General features: G+C 59.5%; 18 protein-coding genes. 10 read left to right on the forward strand and 8 right to left on the reverse strand.

The window, feature by feature from the left end; all coding sequences use genetic code 11:
• The first annotated feature begins 234 nt into the window (after positions 1-234).
• Positions 235-786, forward strand: a complete 552-nt coding sequence (locus EDD78_RS05195) for an inorganic diphosphatase (protein ID WP_132084206.1) — start codon at positions 235-237, stop codon at positions 784-786.
• A 40-nt stretch (positions 787-826) separates the two neighbouring features.
• Here EDD78_RS05195 and EDD78_RS05200 read toward each other — a convergent pair whose 3' ends face one another.
• Positions 827-3,160, reverse strand: a complete 2,334-nt coding sequence (locus EDD78_RS05200; protein WP_165873116.1) for a bifunctional diguanylate cyclase/phosphodiesterase — start codon at positions 3,158-3,160, stop codon at positions 827-829.
• A 207-nt stretch (positions 3,161-3,367) separates the two neighbouring features.
• Here EDD78_RS05200 and EDD78_RS05205 point away from each other — a divergent pair, with 207 nt between their 5' ends.
• Positions 3,368-4,090 carry a hypothetical protein gene (locus EDD78_RS05205; protein ID WP_143533557.1) on the forward strand — a complete coding sequence of 241 codons (723 nt, stop codon included), beginning with the start codon at positions 3,368-3,370 and terminating at the stop codon, positions 4,088-4,090.
• 1 nt (position 4,091) lies between these two features.
• Positions 4,092-4,643, forward strand: a complete 552-nt coding sequence (locus EDD78_RS05210; RefSeq protein ID WP_117507795.1) for an NUDIX hydrolase — start codon at positions 4,092-4,094, stop codon at positions 4,641-4,643.
• A 60-nt stretch (positions 4,644-4,703) separates the two neighbouring features.
• Here EDD78_RS05210 and EDD78_RS05215 read toward each other — a convergent pair whose 3' ends face one another.
• Entirely contained in the window at positions 4,704-5,981 is a 1,278-nt protein-coding gene (locus EDD78_RS05215; RefSeq protein WP_132084209.1) for a hypothetical protein, read from the reverse strand.
• 432 nt (positions 5,982-6,413) lie between these two features.
• Between EDD78_RS05215 and EDD78_RS05220 the strand changes: the two genes are divergently transcribed.
• Genes EDD78_RS05220 through EDD78_RS05235 form a run of 4 tightly spaced genes read left to right on the forward strand, consistent with a single transcriptional unit; the run spans position 6,414 to position 9,047 of the window.
• A complete protein-coding gene (locus EDD78_RS05220) occupies positions 6,414-7,271 on the forward strand; it encodes a putative manganese transporter (protein ID WP_195282808.1) in 858 nt (285 codons plus the stop codon).
• Between the two features lie 12 nt (positions 7,272-7,283).
• Positions 7,284-7,697 carry a Fur family transcriptional regulator gene (locus EDD78_RS05225; RefSeq protein ID WP_079698946.1) on the forward strand — a complete coding sequence of 138 codons (414 nt, stop codon included), beginning with the start codon at positions 7,284-7,286 and terminating at the stop codon, positions 7,695-7,697.
• A 42-nt stretch (positions 7,698-7,739) separates the two neighbouring features.
• Entirely contained in the window at positions 7,740-8,273 is a 534-nt protein-coding gene (locus tag EDD78_RS05230) for a MarR family winged helix-turn-helix transcriptional regulator (protein ID WP_286170743.1), read from the forward strand.
• Between the two features lie 6 nt (positions 8,274-8,279).
• Entirely contained in the window at positions 8,280-9,047 is a 768-nt protein-coding gene (locus EDD78_RS05235) for a sulfite exporter TauE/SafE family protein (protein ID WP_079698947.1), read from the forward strand.
• Here the strand turns inward: EDD78_RS05235 and EDD78_RS05240 are convergent.
• From EDD78_RS05240 to EDD78_RS05265, 6 genes are all read right to left on the reverse strand, one after another.
• Positions 9,044-9,862: a hypothetical protein gene (locus EDD78_RS05240; protein WP_132084210.1), complete on the reverse strand. Its 819-nt coding sequence runs from the start codon at positions 9,860-9,862 to the stop codon at positions 9,044-9,046. The two genes, EDD78_RS05235 and EDD78_RS05240, sit on opposite strands and share 4 nt — an antisense overlap.
• Positions 9,859-10,734, reverse strand: a complete 876-nt coding sequence (locus EDD78_RS05245) for a hypothetical protein (RefSeq protein ID WP_079698949.1) — start codon at positions 10,732-10,734, stop codon at positions 9,859-9,861. Before EDD78_RS05245 ends, EDD78_RS05240 begins: the two co-directional genes overlap by 4 nt.
• Before the next feature lie 94 nt (positions 10,735-10,828).
• Complete coding sequence (locus EDD78_RS05250; protein WP_132084211.1) at positions 10,829-11,122, reverse strand: hypothetical protein; 294 nt, start codon at positions 11,120-11,122, stop codon at positions 10,829-10,831.
• Between the two features lie 11 nt (positions 11,123-11,133).
• The gene (locus EDD78_RS05255; protein WP_132084212.1) at positions 11,134-11,655 is read right to left on the reverse strand and encodes a hypothetical protein; all 522 of its coding nucleotides are present in this window, start codon (positions 11,653-11,655) and stop codon (positions 11,134-11,136) included.
• An 18-nt stretch (positions 11,656-11,673) separates the two neighbouring features.
• The gene (locus EDD78_RS05260) at positions 11,674-12,819 is read right to left on the reverse strand and encodes a phage major tropism determinant (protein ID WP_132084213.1); all 1,146 of its coding nucleotides are present in this window, start codon (positions 12,817-12,819) and stop codon (positions 11,674-11,676) included.
• Positions 12,820-12,988: 169 nt separating this feature from the next.
• Positions 12,989-13,369, reverse strand: coding sequence for a winged helix-turn-helix transcriptional regulator (locus tag EDD78_RS05265; RefSeq protein ID WP_132084214.1), 381 nt, complete (start codon positions 13,367-13,369; stop codon positions 12,989-12,991).
• 358 nt (positions 13,370-13,727) lie between these two features.
• Between EDD78_RS05265 and EDD78_RS05270 the strand changes: the two genes are divergently transcribed.
• From EDD78_RS05270 to EDD78_RS05280, 3 genes are all read left to right on the forward strand, one after another.
• A complete protein-coding gene (locus tag EDD78_RS05270) occupies positions 13,728-14,894 on the forward strand; it encodes a galactose ABC transporter substrate-binding protein (RefSeq protein WP_079698953.1) in 1,167 nt (388 codons plus the stop codon).
• Between the two features lie 166 nt (positions 14,895-15,060).
• Positions 15,061-16,560, forward strand: coding sequence for a sugar ABC transporter ATP-binding protein (locus tag EDD78_RS05275; RefSeq protein WP_079698954.1), 1,500 nt, complete (start codon positions 15,061-15,063; stop codon positions 16,558-16,560).
• Between the two features lie 14 nt (positions 16,561-16,574).
• On the forward strand, positions 16,575-17,636 hold the full coding sequence (locus EDD78_RS05280; protein ID WP_132084215.1) for a galactose/methyl galactoside ABC transporter permease MglC: 1,062 nt from the start codon (positions 16,575-16,577) through the stop codon (positions 17,634-17,636).
• Positions 17,637-17,773: the final 137 nt, after the last annotated feature.

Here is a 17,773-nt window from a genome sequence, read left to right on the forward strand (position 1 = left end):
TTCACACCTTTAAACCAAATTTTTACGCGGGTACGCCCCATTTTGGGCGCAACTGTCACCGCAACCATAAACCTGTTTTCATTATAGCATAAAAAAACCGGTCTTGTCCGCAAAAATACCAGATATTAGGAATAGAAATTTGTACAAATAATTTCCTCTCTCTTGTTAAAAACCACGAAACTATGGTATGATAGAAAAAATCATCCGCAACATCATACGGAGGAGACGATTGACATGTTCAATATATGGCACTCTATCGCAGAAGAGCGGATCAGCCGGGACGACTTTATCGCGGTGATCGAAATATCCAAGGGCAGCAAGAAAAAATACGAGCTGGACAAGGAGACCGGGATGATCATCCTGGACCGGATCCTCTATACCTCCACGCACTACCCGGCCAACTATGGCTTCATCCCCCGCACCTATGGGGATGACCAGGACCCGCTGGACGTGCTGGTGCTCTGCAGCGAGCCGCTCGAGCCGCTGACGCTGGTGCGCTGCTATCCCATCGGGGTGATCTCGATGATCGACAACGGGCGAAATGATGAAAAGATCATCGCCATCCCCTATAGCGACCCGACCTACAACGGCTACACGGGGATCGAGGAGCTGCCGGGGCACATCTTCGACGAGATGTCCCATTTCTTTAGGGTCTACAAGGAGCTGGAGAGCAAGGAGACGGCGGTCAACGAGGTGATGGGCCGGGACGCGGCCCGCAACGTCATCCAGTGGGCGATCAAGAGCTACCGCGAGAATTTTAAGGACGGCGTAAAGATCGGGAAATAACAAAGGGCTGCGAAGAACATGTTCTTCGCAGCCCTTTTCATTACTGGCGGGGAGCGCCGGCCGGGGCCGCGGGGGCTTCCGGTTGGGCGGGGGCGCCCAGCTGGGCGATCCACTTGCGGCTGCTCTCGGTATAGGCCGCGCCGGTGCGCACGTCGCGCGAAAGCAGCAGGTGGTAGAATTCCTCGGCGGGCATCGGCCTTGCAAAGACATAGCCCTGCGCCAGGTCGGAGCCGATCCCGCGCAGGAAGTTGGCCTGCTCGAAGCTCTCCACCCCTTCGCTGACCACGGTGAACTGCAGCTCGTGCCCCAAGGCCACCATCATGCGCACGATGCTGCGGGAGCGCTCGTCGGTCTCGATCCCGCTGAGGGCCTCGCGGTCGAGCTTGAGCACATCGACGGGCATCTTCTTGAGCATGTGCAGCGAGGAGTAGCCCACGCCGAAGTCGTCCATCGCCACGGTGAAGCCCAGGGTGCGCAGCTTGTTCATGATTTCGATCAGGTAATCCAGGTTGTCGTAAAAGGCGCTCTCGGTCAGCTCGAATTCGATCATCGAGGGGCTCAGTCCATGCCGTAGCACGGTGGTCTGGATAAAGGGGACCAGATCCTTCTGCCCGAGCAGCACCCGCGAGAGATTGAGGGAGATGCGCGGCACCGTCAGCCCCCGGTCCAGGTGTTCCCTGATCTGGCGGCAGATCTGCTGCAGCATGAAGCGGTCCACCTTGTTGATGAAGCCGTTGCGCTCGAACAGCGGGATAAACTTGCCCGGCGGGATCAGCCCCTTGATGGGGTGGCTCCAGCGGATGAGCGCCTCGGCGCCCACGATCTGGCCGGTGTGAAAATCAATCAGCGGCTGGTAGAAGGGCACGAACTGCCCGGTGCGCAGGGCGGCCTCCATCTCGCTCTCCAGGCTGGCCTCCTCGAGCAGGGTGCTGCGCGCCTGGTCCGAGAAGAAGGCAAACCGGCTCTCGTGCGAGCCCTTGGCGTTGGTACGCGCCATGCTGGCGCGGTTGATCATGTTGTTGATGTCGGTCTCGTTCTCCTGCACGCAGTAAATCCCCACCGCCAGGGTCAGGTTGAAGGCGGAGAAGTTGTTGATCGAAATGCGCCGCACATGGGAAAAGAGCCGCTCGACGAGCCCGACGATGTCCGCTTGCAGGTTGCTGTAGGAGGTCAGGATGACGAAGTGGTCCCCTGAAATATGCCCGAAGGGCTGGTCGGGGCGCAGGATTTCCCGCAAAATCCCGGCGATCTCGCAGAGCATCCGGTCGCCGATCTGGTGCCCGAAGGAGTCGTTGATCAGGCGGAACTTGTTGATGTCGAAATAGATCAGCGCGTAGTGGCGCTTGCCCCGGCGCTCGAGCAACGGCTCGGCGTCCATGATGAACTTGTTGGAATTGGGGCACTTGGTGACCGGGTCCTCGAGCGCCGCTTTGAGCATCAGCTTGCGGGTGCGGCTCTTCTGGGCCACCACCGAGATGACCAGCAGCAGGCAAGCCACCAGGATGAACAGGCAGGCGTAGAACGAGATGGTGATGATGTCGGTCGCCTGGCTGGCCACCGCTTCGCGGGAGACGGCCGAGATGATATACCAGCCGTTCACGTCCTTGATCGGCACATAGCCGAGATAGACGTCCTCCCCGTTGAGGCGGAAGGCGGCGATGCTCGACTTGCCGTTGAGGATGTCGATCGAGAAGCGGCGCACCTGCTCGGGGCTGGCGCTCTCGTCGATGAGCTGTAAAATATTTTTTGAAACCATCTGCGGGTCGGAGTGGAAGATGATCTCCCCGTTCTGGCTGACGACGTAATAGGAGCCCATCCCGTTTAAAAAGCTGCCGGAATACCGTGTGGAGACGACGCTGATGTCCTGGGTGCACATCAGCACCCCCTTGATGGCGCCGCCCTCTTTCATCGGCACGCTGTAGGTGACCGCCGCGTTGCCGGCGGTGTCCTCCACCTGGGGCTTGGACATGTTGGGCGTCCCCTGCAGGGCCTTGAGATAGTTGCGGCTCTGCGACAGGTCGACCGTCTGCCCGTCGCTGGTGTAGCCGCGGCCCGCGGTGTCGGTGATGGTAATGCGCGAATAGCCGTCGCTCGCGGCCTGCTTGCGCAGGAAGCCGGTCAGCTCCTCGTTGGGGGATTGCAGGTCGGCCGCGCCCAGGATCGAGCTGGCCAGCGACCCCACCCGGCGCAGGTCGGCCTGCACGCTCTGGGTGACCGCATCGGCGTTCTGCTCGGCGACCTCCAGAATGTGGGACTTGGTCTGCTCGGTGACCAGGGTATTGATTTGCGATACGTATGCATAGCTGAGGAAAACGATGATCCCCAACAGCAGGAGCATGGCAAAAAAATGGAATACCCGTTTAACCGCCTTCAAATACCCACACCCCCCAAGATGTTCGAATGCCGTGATTAAGCAGGTTCCTCACGAAAACCATCATACACGAATCCACGAGATATTGCAATTCCCTGCGGCAACTCTGTCGAAAAAAGATATTCGGCGCGGCGCGGCTTCGGTTTACAAAACGGGCCAAAAAAGGTATAATTATTACATCAAATGAAAAACAGGATGGGGGCGGACTGTATGGCGGCAAAGAAAAAACGGAAATACCATCTCAAGCCCGAGGCCAAGCGCCGTTATCTGCGGCTGCTCTGGTGCCTTGGCGGGGTGCTCGTACTCTGCCTGCTGCTGCGCCTGACCGTATTCCGTTCGACCTATACCCTGGGGGACTTCGATCCGAAGCAGCCCTTCAATGTCGCCAGCCAGGTGATGGAGGTCATCGACCCGAAGAAGGACGAGGACCTGGTGATTGTGGACGTTTTTATCAATACCGACAATAAATCGACCCTCACCTCGGTCCAGGTCCAGCTCACCGAGCTGATCTCGCAGAAGAAGTGCCGCGAATGGACGCTGGACATCGGCAAAAGCAAAGCGCGCCTCACAAAGGGGGAGACGCTCAAGGCGAACCTCTCCTCCCAGCGCGGGCGCTTCCCGCCGCTGGAGGAGAGCCTTAGCACCCTTTCGCGCATCCCGTTTCTGACCATCGCCACCTCGACCGACGCCAGCTCCAAGGAACACTATGAATACAACACCAAGAGCTACCGGCCCAATGTCAACCCCTCCTTCAGCGACCATGCGCAGGAGAGCGGCGCGTCGGTGATCTGGGTTTCCCGCACCGGGGCGGTCTCCAACTCCGACCCGACCTACATCCCCATTTCGGACTACATGGCCATCGACTGCTATTCGGCGATGAACGACGGCTCGGGTGAGCCGCGCCACCGGTTCGTCATCCTGCTGGAGCGCTAGGATGGATTACCGGGAAGCGATCATGGCCTTCGTCCCCGGCTGCGAGCAGGAGGCGGCGGACAAGCGGGTCATATGCGAGGCGGCCGGCCGCTGCGGGCGCACGATTCTCAGCAGGGAGTGCGAGGCTATGCACCTGACCGCCTCGGGTCTGGTGCTCGACGAATCCCATACGCAGGCGCTGATGGTTTGGCACAATCTCTTTAGCGCCTGGAGCTTCCCCGGCGGCCACGCCGATGGGGAAGGGGACCTTCTGGGCGTGGCGCTGCGCGAGGCGGTGGAGGAGACCGGGATCACGCGGGTGCTCCCCCTTCGGGAGGGGATCGCCTCGCTGGACATCCTGCCGGTCTTCGGGCATGTGCGGCGGGGGCGGTATGTGCCTGCCCACCTCCACCTGTCGGCGAGCTACCTGCTCGTCGCGCCGAAGGGCCAGTCGCTGCGGTATAAGGAGGACGAAAACAGCGCGGTGCGCTGGTTCCCGCTCGGAGAGCTTGCCGCGGCCAGCGGCGAGCCGCACATGGCGGCGGTCTATGAAAAGCTGATCGAACGTATATAAGAGTACAAGCAGGCCGCGCAATTAAAAATTGCGCGGCCTGCTTTTGCAGCCGGACGGGGACTAGCCGAGCTCCTCGGGCCGGTAGAAGATGTGCAGCAGGGGATGGTTTTGGTTGGGCTCCCACACCCAGGGCTTGGCGGGGTTATAGGGGCCGGTGACATTGGCGAAGGCAAAGCCTTGGTAGGTGGATTGCACCGTCATTTCGGCCGCCGGCTTGGCAAAGGTGCCGGGCGGGTTGTAGTTCCAAATGACCGAGGAGGGGCTATCGCTGCTCCACCACTCCTGGACCGCACTGCCGGCTCCGCGTCCGGTCTCCCAGTAGACGTTTTGGAAGGCGGAAGCATAGGTCCCGTGCCCCGAGATCCCGCCCAGGGAATCCTCGCCGGCGACCGTGTTGATCGCGTAGCAGCGGGCGAGACTGCCGGTAAAGTTCCCGCTGAGCCCGCCGGCATTGGCGGTTTTGGCATAGATGCTGCAGCTCGAGGAGAAGGAGTCGCGCACTGTGACGCCCACGGCCGTCGCGAAGAGCCCGCCCGAGCAGACATTGGCCCTCGTGGTGCCGTTGGCCGCCAGACACTGGTCGAGGGTGACGTTGCTTGCCGCACGGATCAGGCCGGCATCGTACTCCCCACCGGTACAGGTGAAGGTGTTGACGCCGAACCGCCGGAGGGTGGAGTTGGTCAGGTTCCCGAAGAGGGCGTTGCCGCTGCTGTGCCCGGTGCTGGTCAGGTTCCAGACATAGTGCCCGCAGCCGTCGTAGTTTATGCCGTCCGCGTCGATGGGGGTCCAGTTCCCCCAGGAGGAAAGGTCGATGTCCACGTTCTGGCGGAAATAACTTCCGGGGTGCTCCCGCACATGGGAGAGCTGTTTTGCGTTCTGGATGACGTAGGGGTTCCCCGCGCTGCCGTCGCCCAAGAGGTAGCCGCCCTGCGCCTCGGTGTGCCGCCCGCCGCAATATTGGGTGGTATAGGGGAAAGTGCGGCTGTCCTCGGTGTCCAGCCCGGCGCGCCGCGCGTCGGGCTGCGCCGTCACCCGGATGGTGTAGCGCTCGGCATGCTCGAGGTCGAAGGCGAGCGGGAGATAGAGCGTCTGCGTCACGCCGCCGGACAGGGAAGCCTGCGCGCGCACCAGGGGCGGCTGTGAGGTGTTTTCCCCCCGGAACACCTCGAAGGTATAGTCCGCCGTTCTCGGCGAAGGCGTGAAGGGCAGCTCGATCCCATAATCGGCGGTGTAGCCGTTATCAGGTGTTAAGTTCACCCGCCCGGCGGCGTCCGCCGGGAGTATGAGAGCAGCCAGCAGCACCCCCAGTGCGAGCGCGCAGCGTAGATGGTATTTCATCACGATATTCCCCCCGTGTCATAATCAAATAAAAATGACCAGCAGATAAGGCAGCTAACGGTCATCGGCCGGGGAGGCGGAAGAAGAAAATACCGGTTTTTCCTTGCAAAGGGCGGAAAAAAAGGATATAATTAGGACAGGACTGGAAGAGACTGGGGATTTTGCCCTGCTTTCTTCCCGAAAAGAGCGAAAAAGTGACCGTTAGCTGCCTTAGCTAACGGTCATTTTCATTCGCACTTGCCAGCCGCAAAAGCCTTCCTCTTCCGTGAAATGGAAGGGAAAACCCGGGAGGGCATGCCTTCTTTTGCCGCCTCGGGGTATGAGCGGGGCGCGGCTTGTCCAAACTGCCTGTAAAGGCAATTCTTGACAAAAAGTAAAAAACGCTTATAATTAGTAAATGCAAATAATTCGCATTTAGGAGGACCCCGAAATTTGGAAACCCTGTTTGAAATTATCCAGGACGCCCTGATCGATTCGCTGAAGATGCTGCCCTTCCTCTTCGGGGCCTACCTGCTCATCGAGTACCTCGAGCACCACTCCTCCGAGCGCATGGAGCGGCTACTCGCCGGTTCGAGCCGCTTCGGCCCGGTGAGCGGCGCGCTGCTCGGCTGCGTGCCGCAGTGCGGTTTTTCGGTGGCGGCGGCCAACCTCTACAGCGGGCGGATCATCACCCCCGGCACCCTGGTGGCGGTCTTTCTGTCCACCTCGGACGAGGCGCTGCCCATCCTGCTGGCGAACCCCGGAAACCTGGGCGTGATCGGCAAGCTGATCGCGATCAAGGTGGTGCTGGCCATTGCAGTCGGGATGGGGTTGGACCTGCTGCTGCGCGCCCGCCGCGGGAGCGGCGCCGGCGAACGCCGGGCGCATATGGAGCGCCTCTGCGAGCACTGCCACTGCGAGGAGCACGGGATTTTGCGCTCGGCGCTGCGCCATACGGTGGAAATCTTCGTTTTCGTGCTGATCGTTTCGATCGTCCTCGGCGGGGTGGTCGAGTGGCTCGGCCCCGAGCGGCTCTCGGCGCTGCTGCTGGGCGGCAGCCTGCTGCAGCCCGCTGTCGCGGCGCTGCTCGGCTTTATCCCCAACTGCGCGGCCTCGGTGCTGTTGACCAGCCTGTACCTCGAGGGGACCATCAGCTTCGGGGCGGTGGTCGCCGGGCTGTCCACCAGCGCGGGGGTGGGCTTCCTGGTGCTTTTTCGGGTCAACCGGGATCTTAAGGAAAATCTCAGGCTTTGCGGGGTCGTCTATCTCGCCGGGTTCGCGGCGGGGACCCTGATCCAGCTGCTGGCTTAGGAGGGGAGCGGGATGTCCGACAATCTGCTGCTGCGCGCCCATCTCAAGGAGACGCCCGGCCGCCGTGCGATCCTGCGGGTGCTGCGCGCGGCTGACGGCCCGCAAAGCGCCCAGGAAATCTGGGAGCGCTGTGGGGACAGCCGGGTCAACCTTTCGACCGTCTACCGCTTTCTGGGACTGTTGTGCAAAAGCGGTTTGCTGGTGCGTACCGCCCGGCAGGACGGTGCGGTGGACTATCAGCTTACCGGCGGCAGGCACCACCATCAACTGGTTTGCGCCCTGTGCGGCGAGGAGGTGCCGCTCGAGGGCTGTCCGCTGGGGGAGATGGCAAAGGAGCTCGAGGCGCGCACCGGGTTCGCGGTGACCGGCCACAGCCTCCAGTTTACCGGGATCTGCCCGCGCTGCCAGAAAAAAAGAAGCGACTGAAGAAAAAAACCCCGGCTTTGATAAGCCGGGGTTTTCTTGACAATGGCAATCATAATAGTTATAATTATAACCGTTCTGTTTATAACAAAGGGGGCGGCCGTTCTGCAATCCCACATCCTTGACTATGCCAACCATTTCAAGCGCTTCTATTCCCGGATGTTTCAGCCGCTGGCGCAGCGCTACGCGCTCACCCAGCTGGAGATCGACGTGCTGCTCTTTTTGCACAACAATCCGCAATACAACACGGCGCGGGACATCGTGGAAAAGCGCGGGGTGGCCAAGTCCAACGTCTCCGCCGCCGTCGAGGCGCTGCGGGAAAAGGGGTACCTCACCTCGGGCCCGGACCCGCAAAGCCGCAAGGTGCAGCGCCTGAGCCTGGCGCCGGAGTCGCGCGTGGCGCTCTCTGAGCTCGCCGCGCGGCAGGAGCGCTGCTTTGCCGTCCTGTTCGCGGGCTTTGGCGATAATGAGCTCAAGGAGCTGCGGCAGCTTTTGCAGCGGCTTGATCAAAACGTGCAGGCGGCGCTGCGGGGGATGGACGCGCTGCGGGCGGATTTCCAGACGGATCAAAAGGAGTAGAAAGATATGCTTTATGCAGTAGCCATCTGTTTTCTGGCGGGCCTCGGCGCGGGGCTGGGCACCGGATTTGCCGGGATGAGCGCGGCGGCGGTGATCAGCCCCATGCTGATCACCTTTCTGGGGGTGGAGCCCTATATGGCCGTCGGGATCGCCTTGGCGAGCGACGTGCTGGCCAGCGCCGTCTCGGCCTATACCTATGGGAAGAACAAAAACCTGGATATCAAAAACGGACTGGTGATGATGATCGCCGTGCTCTGCTTCACCCTGGTGGGCAGCTTTGTTTCCAGCCTGGTGCCCAGCACCGCCATGGGCGGGTTCTCCACCTTCATGACCCTGCTGCTGGGCATTAAATTCATTCTGCGCCCGGTGATGACCACCAAGAGCACCATGCAATCGGTCAGCGTGCGCAAGCGCTTCTGGCAGTCGGTGGTCTGCGGGTCGGCGGTGGGCTTCATCTGCGGCTTCGTGGGAGCCGGCGGCGGGATGATGATGCTCCTGCTGCTCACCAGCGTGCTGGGGTATGAGCTGAAAACCGCGGTGGGCACCAGCGTCTTCATCATGGCCTTCACCGCCTTCACCGGCTCGGTGAGCCACTTCGCCATCGGCGGGGCGCCAAATATGTGGTACCTGCTGCTCTGCGTGCTGAGCACCCTGCTCTGGGCGCGGATCGCCGCCAAGTTTGCCAACAAGGCATCTCCCGTCACGTTGAACCGGGCCACCGGTGTGGTGCTCACCGTGCTGGGGCTGGCGATTCTGGCGGTCAATTACCTCTAGAGGCCGCCAAAAAACCACAGCAGGAACGCCCCGGCGGGCAGTGCGAAGACCGCCCCGATCAGGGAGAGGCAGGCGCACATCCCCTTGAGCCCCTGGGACACTCGAATATAAGCCCTTTTGCGCGCGGGATGGTAGAGCAGCTCCAGCGTGTCGCCGGGGTGCAGGTCCATCCGGCCGAGGATCTGCACCGGCACGATGGCCTGTTCCTGCCCGGTCAGCTGCGCCTCATAGCAGGTTTTGGGCCGGATGACCGCAGTGATCCGGCCAATTTCGCGGTGCGCGCCCAGCCGGGGAAGATAATGAAGCAGGAAATAATAAGAGAAGGCCAGGAGGCAATAGGCACCGAAAAACAGGCACCAGTAGGCCACCTGCCGCGGCTGCGCCGAAAAGTACCCCATCAGGGAGGGGTAGCCCGACAGCCTGCCCCAGAGCGCACAGGAAAGGATGAGCAGGTCGGCCGCCAGCAGGAGGACCAGGGACGCGACGCTCTTGCCCTCCTTGAGCATGATCCTTTCGCTGCCCGGCTCCCAAAAGATGGTCTTTTCTTCCCCGACGGTCAGCCCGTCCCACTCGGTGCCCTTGACCTGGCAGCGCTTTCCTGCATGGGTGAAGGCGAAGATCGGGGTGGATTCGGTCCAGGATATTGGCGGGTGGTAGGTCCCGTCCGGGTCGTAATAATCCTTTTCCTTGTGTGTGGTACGGATTACCTTGACGATGGTGGCCTGCACCTCTATGCGCCCTTTGTGCAAGCGCGCGCGGTGCAGAAGAAAGATAATGAGGCAAAGCGCGGCGGCGATCAGGATGGAGAGCGTCATGCGGCCACCTCCTCATCCTTCGGGGCGCGCACCAGAACGTAGGTCCCGATAAACAGGAGCATGACGCCGATCACGCCGGTGACGAACAGCAGGACGCAGGACGAATCAGCGTCGAGCATGACGGCCGCCCTGCCCGCCGCGGGACTGTAGTAAAAGTTGTCCCGCAACCCCGGCAGATAATCCTCGGTGAAGATACCGCCAAGGTCGGTGACCTGGATAGGTTCCCCACCTTCGCCGGCGTCGAGCGGTAAAACGAGATACTCCCGGCCCGGCCGCACGACTTCGGTGACCTCGGCAGAGATTTCCCGGGCACCGAGCCGGGGCAGCAGCTGGGTACAAAGTGTGAAGGAGCATATTCCCAGTAGAAGAAGCCCAACCAGGCAGACGATGGTTCCATTCGGAGTGCCCTTCATGTCTATGCTGGCACTGGCGCTGTAGGACCGGAGCCCCCTTGGCGGCCGGTGGACGGATACCTTCACCTTGGTACCCCTGAGCAGGAAGAAGAGCCCCCATCCGCCGAGCACGAGCGTAAAGGGGAGTAGAAAGAAGATCAGCCCCCAGAAAGGTGGGTTGCTGCGCGGCCAGAGGGAACCGGTGCGCGGCAGGTAGTAGCCGAGCGCGGTCATCCCGGGGTAGTCGCCGTCCCGCTGCCCGGCGGCCTCCCGGCGCAGAGTACCGTCGTAGGTATACGCCCAGACGAGGGAACCAGTATCCTCATCCTGCACGGCGGTGATTGTCACCGGCTCGCCGGCGAGCTGCGGATAGAGCAGCTCCCGCCCCATGAAGAAGATGGCGATCCCAAAGGCGACGGCACACAGCAGCGGGAAAATCCCGAAGCCGAAGGTGTTTAGAAACCGATGCAGCCGCGTCATCCCAGATTCCCCCTGAATAAACAATTTTTCCCATTATATCACAAAAGAGAAAAACTTTCTAACAAGAAACATGCCTGGGGCGGAAGTGCTTTTATTAACTCAGGTCTTTGATACATTGAATCAGTCTTTCTTTGAGGGAATCAAACTCTTTCCTTAGTTTAATGTATTTTTCCCGATAGCTTTCAGTGCCGGCCTCCAGAGCCGTATGGTTTGCGGTATCTTCTTGATTCGCATCCCATACTTTCATGATTTTGTTGACGATTTCATCGGGCTGCTCGGCTTGTAGTGCCTGGCGGCCTGTCTCGCTGTTTTCATACGCTCGGGTTCCGTATTTGTCGGACTGGATGGATACAAAATCCTTGGTCAGCGTTCCTGTAAGTATTTCCATTTTTGTCCTCCTTAAGAATTAGTTATATACATTGCGGAAAAATTCGTAAAATAAAAATTGTCATTGATTTCCGACGCTTGCAATGAACCACCTGTCGTGTTGCTGGACTGGATGATTGCCAGTGAGGTGTAGTTTGCTATAGTTCCGGTAATGATGTGGCCGGCTGCAAGATTCGTATCGCGTATGACTGCAGAGGGCTGTGAAAAGCTTCTGATAGCGGCGAAAGGCAACCCGCCGATTTTTAAGGCGCCGCTCATTCCGCCTTTGCTTGATATCACAATCGAGCCTTTACATACAACAAGGGGACCAATTTTACAATAGAATCCGTCCCGCGCGGTATAGGTCGGATTACCCTCCGTTGTGCTGCCGTATAAAAAAGGTGTCCACTCCCCGGAACTGATAATGGATTTGTCTAATTTCTCTTCTAATATTTGGTCCGCCAGCAAATTATCCGCGTTGAAGTCCTCCATGGTCGGCTTGTCGGACAGGGACCATTGGTTGAAGCCCAATTCTGTTTTATTGATACTGGACAAAATAGCAAGTCTCCTTTCTTAAAGGCTGTTGCAGGCACAGCGGGTTCCAATTTCCTTATTTAAACCCCACGGATAGTAATTCATGCTGACGCTACGTGCGCCGCTGTTTTCCCCCCAGTTAATACCTCCACCAGCAAGCAATAAAGCGAGAGATCTATCATTGTATTCGTAGATATTTCCATGCCCTTCGGGAAATGGCGAAACTTTATCAAAACCCCAAGCACCATCATTTGTTGCATGAAAATGACCATTGCCATCGGTGTACGCCTTCCCAACGCGCGCACCGTCATCATAAGGAAATTTTCCACTTCCATTGAGCTTTGAATGCTCCGCGCGGGTAATAAATTCATCCAGCCACTCCCAAACATTCCCCACCGCGTCCCGGCAGCCGATGGAAGAGACCGCATTTGCTACATACCCGGTTTTCTGCCGCCCACTATTCGTCTTCGCCGTCCAGGCGTTTTCGTTGCTGTCGTCAAGCCCGCCGGGGCTTCCAAATGCCATCTGGCAAAACTCCTGATAGGTCAGCAGCCGTTTCCCCACCACGAGGGCGCGCTCCACGAATCCGTACCAGTTGAGCCCCTCCGTACCGGTCAACGGCAGTTGGTTGTAGGCCGATAGCAGACCTCCGTCCCCATCGTCGCTGGATTGGTAAATATCGACCCAGGTCCCGTTTCCCAGGTACACCATTCCCTTCGGGTCGCAAGCCGGGCGGTGCCCCTTGTACCATACGCTGCGAGGCAGGATGCCGTTGTAGACGTTGCTTTCCCACCCTTCGCCGCGAACCTCTCCCGCCAGATTGACCGGCCGCAGCTTTTCATCGACGCGGCGGCAGGTACCATAGTGGAACCCTCCTATTTTTTGGGCGCGGGCGACGTTGCCGTCGAGAGAAATAAAGAACCCGCCGTCCGTTTTGTAGACCGTGTAGTCCTTGCCTACATAGAACGAGCTCCCAACGTCGAGGTCCTCCGCACCGATCCGGGTGGTGCTGCCGTTCCAGGTCACGTTCAGCTTGTCCTCGCCGGCGGCCTTCATCGTCACCGAATACTGCTCCTTGAGCAGCTGGTCGGTCAACAGATTGTCGGCGTTGAAGTCGTCCATGGTGGGCTTGTCCGTCAAGGTCCATTGATTGAATCCCAGTTCCGTCTTGTTCATGCTTGCCATTGTGTTTCCCCCTAAAGTTTGATGTAGTGGATTAGGTCCTACATCAATGGGAGGAAATCGGCCTTGATTAACCGCCGGCGGTTATTTTTCTACACCGAAAATGACAGAAAAGGCTCTCAAACATCTTTTCAAGACGTTTGAGAGCCTTTTACACTTCCACCCATTGTGCTCATTTGAGGTGATAATCGCATTTCTGGCATTGCAGCAGGGTGTTGGTACTGTCTTCCCGGTGATAGGCGCCCGACCAACGGCAGATCGTCTGCAAAATCGGCACCACGGATTTTCCTTTTTCACTGAGACGGTATTCGACCCGCGGGGGGATTTCGTCGTACTGCTTACGCTCAATGATGCCGTCCCGGATCAATTCCTTCAGGGCGCCGGCCAGGACCGCGTCCGTGATGTTGGTCATTTCCCTGCGCAGTGCACTGTAGCGCAGGGTATCCTTCTCGGCGAGCACACAGATGATTCTGGACTTCCATTTCCCGCCAAACACGTCGAGCCCGTATTCGAGCGGGCAGCGGATGTCCTTTGGGGTTTTGGGCTGATACATGCGATCCCTCCTGTCTGACTTCATTATATAGGAAGGGCTCTCGTTTCTCAAGCTGCTATGAAATTAATAAGCGGCTCAATGTTTTTAGTGTGTTTTGAGAGAGACCATACGCCTGCCGGAGTTTTGCGATCGGGCCCGCCCGTTCCGCCTGTGGAGGGCGGTGAGCAGGGGGACGTCCTTGTAAGGGAAACGTTTCCCCTAAAACTTTCCAGGGAAACAACAAAGTTTTTTCATGAAAGAGAAAAGAATTTTCTATCGTTTTTCTTATTCGCGGGCGGTACAATAAAGTTGCCCCGCAGGGAGTGCCTCCCGCGGCGCGAATCAGGAAATCAACCCTTGATTTTAAGGAGGAAACAGAATGAAGAGAATTCTTTCACTTGCCATTGCCGGTATGCTCTCGCTGAGCCTGCTGGCCGGGTGCTCCGGTGGCACGACCACCACGTCGAGCTCCGAGGCCCCCGCTTCCACCCCTGAGTCCAGCACCCCGGCTGAGTCCAGCACTCCTGCCGAATCCACCCCTGCGGCCGATCTTTCGGACCTGAACGTCGGCGTGTTCTACTACAACTTCGCCGATGTGTACATCACCAGCGTGCGCGGCCACATGGATTCGCAGCTCGACGCGCTGGGCGTGAAGTACCAGAACTATGACGCCGCCAACATCCAGGGCACCCAGATCGACCAGATCAACACCGCCATCACCAACGGTGCCAACCTGCTGATCGTCAACATCGTCGAGACCTCTTCTCCCGATGCCGCACAGAAGGCCGTCGAGGCCGCCCAGGGCGCCGGGATCCCCATCATCTTCTTCAACCGCGAGGTTGCCGATGAGGTGGTCAACAGCTACGACAAGTGCGCCTTCGTCGGCACCGACGCCGCCGAGGCCGGCCACATGCAGGGCCAGATGATCGCCGAGTACCTGCTCGCCAACTACGAGGCCACCGATCTCAACGGCGACGGCACCATCTCCTACGTCATGTTCAAGGGCCAGGAGGGCAACGCCGAGGCCGAGTACCGCACCCAGTATTCCGTTGAGGACTGCGACAAGCTGCTCACCGAGGCCGGCAAGTCCGCCCTGACCTTCTATGACGCGGGCAACACCTCCAAGTACCTGGTCGACCAGACCGGCGCGTGGAGCGCGCAGGCCGCGACCGACTACATGAACACCATCCTCGCCGAGTACTCCGAGTCCAACGGCAACATGGTCGAGATGGTCATCGCCAACAACGACGGCATGGCCGAGGGCGCGATCTCCGCGCTGCAGGCTGCCGGCTACAACAAGGGCGACGGCGGCAAGACCATCCCGGTCTTCGGCGTTGACGCGATCGACTCCGCCAAGCAGAAGATCCAGGAAGGTATGATGACCGGTACCATCATGCAGGATGCCGAAGGTATGGCCAAGACCATCACCGCTCTGGTTGGGAACGTCAAGGACGGTTCCGAGCTGATGGCCAACACCGATTCCTTCAACGTAGACGAAGGCGTGGACAAGATTCGCGTACCTTACGGCGTGTACACCGGCGAATAAGCGAAATATTCGCGGCATTCGCCCCAGCACGGATCGCCACGGACGAGCGGGGTTGCCAGAAGTGGCAGCCCCGCTTTTTGCGTGGAACCCCTGCCCAAGCTGCACCCGTCCTTTTCAGGGCGGCTCGGGCAGGGGCTCCGCGGTACCTTTAGAGAGGAGGAAACAGATGGAGCAGCCGGTATTGCTGGAAATGAAGAACGTCAGCAAGGAATTTCCCGGTGTCAAGGCGCTCGACAACGTGTCCCTCACGGTGCGCCCCGGCACCGTCCACGCCCTGATGGGCGAGAACGGCGCGGGCAAGTCCACCTTGATGAAATGCCTGTTCGGCATCTACCGCAAGGACAGCGGGACCATCATCTTGGACGGGAAAGAGGTCAATTTTAAAAGCGCCAAGGAGGCCTTGGAAAACGGGGTCGCCATGGTGCATCAGGAGCTCAACCAGGCCCTGACGCGCAGCGTTTTGGATAACCTCTGGCTCGGGCGCTATCCCAAGGTGGGCGGGCTGATGGTCAACGAGCACGCCATGATGCAGCGCACCCGCGAGGTGTTCAGCCAGCTCGAGGTCAAGGTCGATCCCAAAACGATCATGTCCACCATGCCCGTCTCCCAGCGGCAGATGGTGGAGATCGCCAAGGCGGTCTCCTACGAGGCCAAGATCATCGTCTTCGACGAGCCCACCTCCTCGCTGACCGAGGTGGAGGTGGAGCACCTGTTCCGCATCATCAAGATGCTGCGCGACAAGGGGTGCGGCATCATCTATATCAGCCATAAGATGGAAGAAATCCTGCGCATCAGCGATGAGGTCACCATCATGCGCGACGGCGCCTGGGTGGCGACCCGCCCGGCGAGCGAGTTGACCATGGAGGAGATCATCCGCCTGATGGTGGGCCGGGAGCTGACCAACCGCTTCCCGCCCAAGACCAACGAGCCGGGGGACGTGATCCTCGAGGTCCAGAAGCTCTCGGGCAAGTATACCCGGCTCAAGGAGGCCTCCTTCGAGCTGCGCAAGGGCGAAATCCTCGGGATCGCGGGGCTGGACGGCTCAGGGCGCACCGAGGTGCTGGAAAACCTCTTCGGCGCCATGACCAAGGGCGGGGGGACCATCCGCCTGCACGGCAAAGAGGTGCAGAACCGCACGCCGGGCGAGGCGATCAGGAACGGCTTCGCGCTGCTGACCGAGGAGCGCCGGGCGACCGGCATCTTTGGGGTGCTGAGTATTAGGGAAAACACGGTGATCTCCAGCCTGCACGACTATCTGAAGTGGGGCGTGTACTTAGACGACAAAAAGATGGCCAAGGACACCGACTGGTCGATCGAGGCCATGCGGATCAAGACCCCCGGCCAGAAGACGCAGATCCGCTCGCTCTCGGGCGGCAACCAGCAAAAGGTCATCATCGGCCGGTGGCTGCTCACCAAGCCCGAGGTGCTGCTGCTGGATGAACCGACCCGCGGGATCGACGTGGGCGCGAAATATGAAATCTATCAGCTGATCATCAATCTGGCCAACGAGGGCAAGGGGGTCATCATGGTCTCCTCCGAGATGCCCGAGCTGCTGGGCGTCTGCGACCGGATTCTGGTCATGTCCGGCGGCCTGCTGGCCGGCGAGGTCGACGCAAAGAATACCAGCCAGGAGGAGATCCTCACCCTGGCGGCCAAGTATGTGTAAGGGGAGGCACCACTATGAGTAATAACACCGTCGCCAAGGTCAAGCGCGAAAGCGAGCCCTGGACCGCCAAGCGGGTGGGCGACCTTTTGATGAACAACGCGCTGTTCATCCTGATGTTCATCGCCATCGTCTATATTGCGATGAAGAACCCGAACTTTCTGACGGCCTCGTCCATCATCAACATCCTGTCCCAGACGGCGGCCTACCTGCCCGTCGCGCTGGGCGTTGCGGGATGTATCGTCCTGACCGGCACCGACCTGTCCGCCGGGCGGATCGTGGGGTTGACCGCGTGTATTTCCGCCTCGCTCTTGCAGGCGGTCACCACCAACAACAAGATGTGGCCGAGCATCGGACCGCTGAACATCTTTGTGGTCATCCTGATCGCCATGCTCATCGGCGGGCTTTTCGGCGCGTTCAACGGCTTCTTTGTGGCCAAGTTCAAGCTCCATCCCTTCATCGTGACCCTGGGCACCCAGCTGATTGTCTATACCCTCCTGCTGCTCTACGTCAAGATGGGCAACAACAAGGGCATGGCCATCTCCGGGCTGGATAAATCCTACACCGAGTTCGTGACCGGGCACCTGCCCTTCATGCAGGTGGGCGGCAACCCGATCCCCAACTATGTGATCATCGCCGTGATCGCCACCGCGCTGATGTGGTTTATCTGGAACAAGACCACCCTGGGGAAAAACATGTTTGCCCTGGGCGCCAATGAGGAAGCCGCGCGGGTTTCCGGCGTCAACGTGATGGCCACCACCATCCTGGTCTTCGCCCTGGCGGGCGCCATGTATGCGGTGACCGGCTTCGTGGAGGGCGCGCGCGTGGCCTCCAACACCGCCAACACCGGCTTCAACTACGAGCTGGACGGGATCGCGGCCTGCGTCATCGGCGGCGTGTCGTTCGTCGGCGGTATCGGTAAGATCCGCGGGATCCTCGTCGGCGTGCTCATGCTGCGCCTGATCTTCGTGGGACTGAATATGATCGGGATCAACCAGGACCTGTTCTATCTCATCAAGGGCGGGATCATCCTGTTCGCCTGCGCGCTGGATATGCGCAAATACCTGGTCAAGAAGTAATCCGTTTTGGGATTCGTGCGCATGAGGCTGCCGGATAAACCGGCAGCCTCATGCTGTATGGGGGCTAATTTTGATTATCTCTTGCAGAAACTGCGAAACTACTGGTATACTAATCATCATACGGGAGGGGATTGCGT

This window comes from Harryflintia acetispora, from assembly GCA_004340125.1.
Lineage (GTDB): Bacteria > Bacillota > Clostridia > Oscillospirales > Ruminococcaceae > Harryflintia > Harryflintia acetispora.

Coding starts and splice junctions, on each gene's coding strand:
- EDD78_RS05195 (WP_132084206.1), top strand. CDS start 235: ATGTTCAATATATGGCACTCTATCGCAGAAGAGCGGATCAGCCGGGAC.
- EDD78_RS05205 (WP_143533557.1), top strand. CDS start 3,368: ATGGCGGCAAAGAAAAAACGGAAATACCATCTCAAGCCCGAGGCCAAG.
- EDD78_RS05210 (WP_117507795.1), top strand. CDS start 4,092: ATGGATTACCGGGAAGCGATCATGGCCTTCGTCCCCGGCTGCGAGCAG.
- EDD78_RS05215 (WP_132084209.1), bottom strand. CDS start 5,981: ATGAAATACCATCTACGCTGCGCGCTCGCACTGGGGGTGCTGCTGGCT.
- EDD78_RS05225 (WP_079698946.1), top strand. CDS start 7,284: ATGTCCGACAATCTGCTGCTGCGCGCCCATCTCAAGGAGACGCCCGGC.
- EDD78_RS05230 (WP_286170743.1), top strand. CDS start 7,740: ATGGCAATCATAATAGTTATAATTATAACCGTTCTGTTTATAACAAAG.
- EDD78_RS05235 (WP_079698947.1), top strand. CDS start 8,280: ATGCTTTATGCAGTAGCCATCTGTTTTCTGGCGGGCCTCGGCGCGGGG.
- EDD78_RS05240 (WP_132084210.1), bottom strand. CDS start 9,862: ATGACGCTCTCCATCCTGATCGCCGCCGCGCTTTGCCTCATTATCTTT.
- EDD78_RS05245 (WP_079698949.1), bottom strand. CDS start 10,734: ATGACGCGGCTGCATCGGTTTCTAAACACCTTCGGCTTCGGGATTTTC.
- EDD78_RS05250 (WP_132084211.1), bottom strand. CDS start 11,122: ATGGAAATACTTACAGGAACGCTGACCAAGGATTTTGTATCCATCCAG.
- EDD78_RS05260 (WP_132084213.1), bottom strand. CDS start 12,819: ATGGCAAGCATGAACAAGACGGAACTGGGATTCAATCAATGGACCTTG.
- EDD78_RS05265 (WP_132084214.1), bottom strand. CDS start 13,369: ATGTATCAGCCCAAAACCCCAAAGGACATCCGCTGCCCGCTCGAATAC.
- EDD78_RS05270 (WP_079698953.1), top strand. CDS start 13,728: ATGAAGAGAATTCTTTCACTTGCCATTGCCGGTATGCTCTCGCTGAGC.
- EDD78_RS05275 (WP_079698954.1), top strand. CDS start 15,061: ATGGAGCAGCCGGTATTGCTGGAAATGAAGAACGTCAGCAAGGAATTT.
- EDD78_RS05280 (WP_132084215.1), top strand. CDS start 16,575: ATGAGTAATAACACCGTCGCCAAGGTCAAGCGCGAAAGCGAGCCCTGG.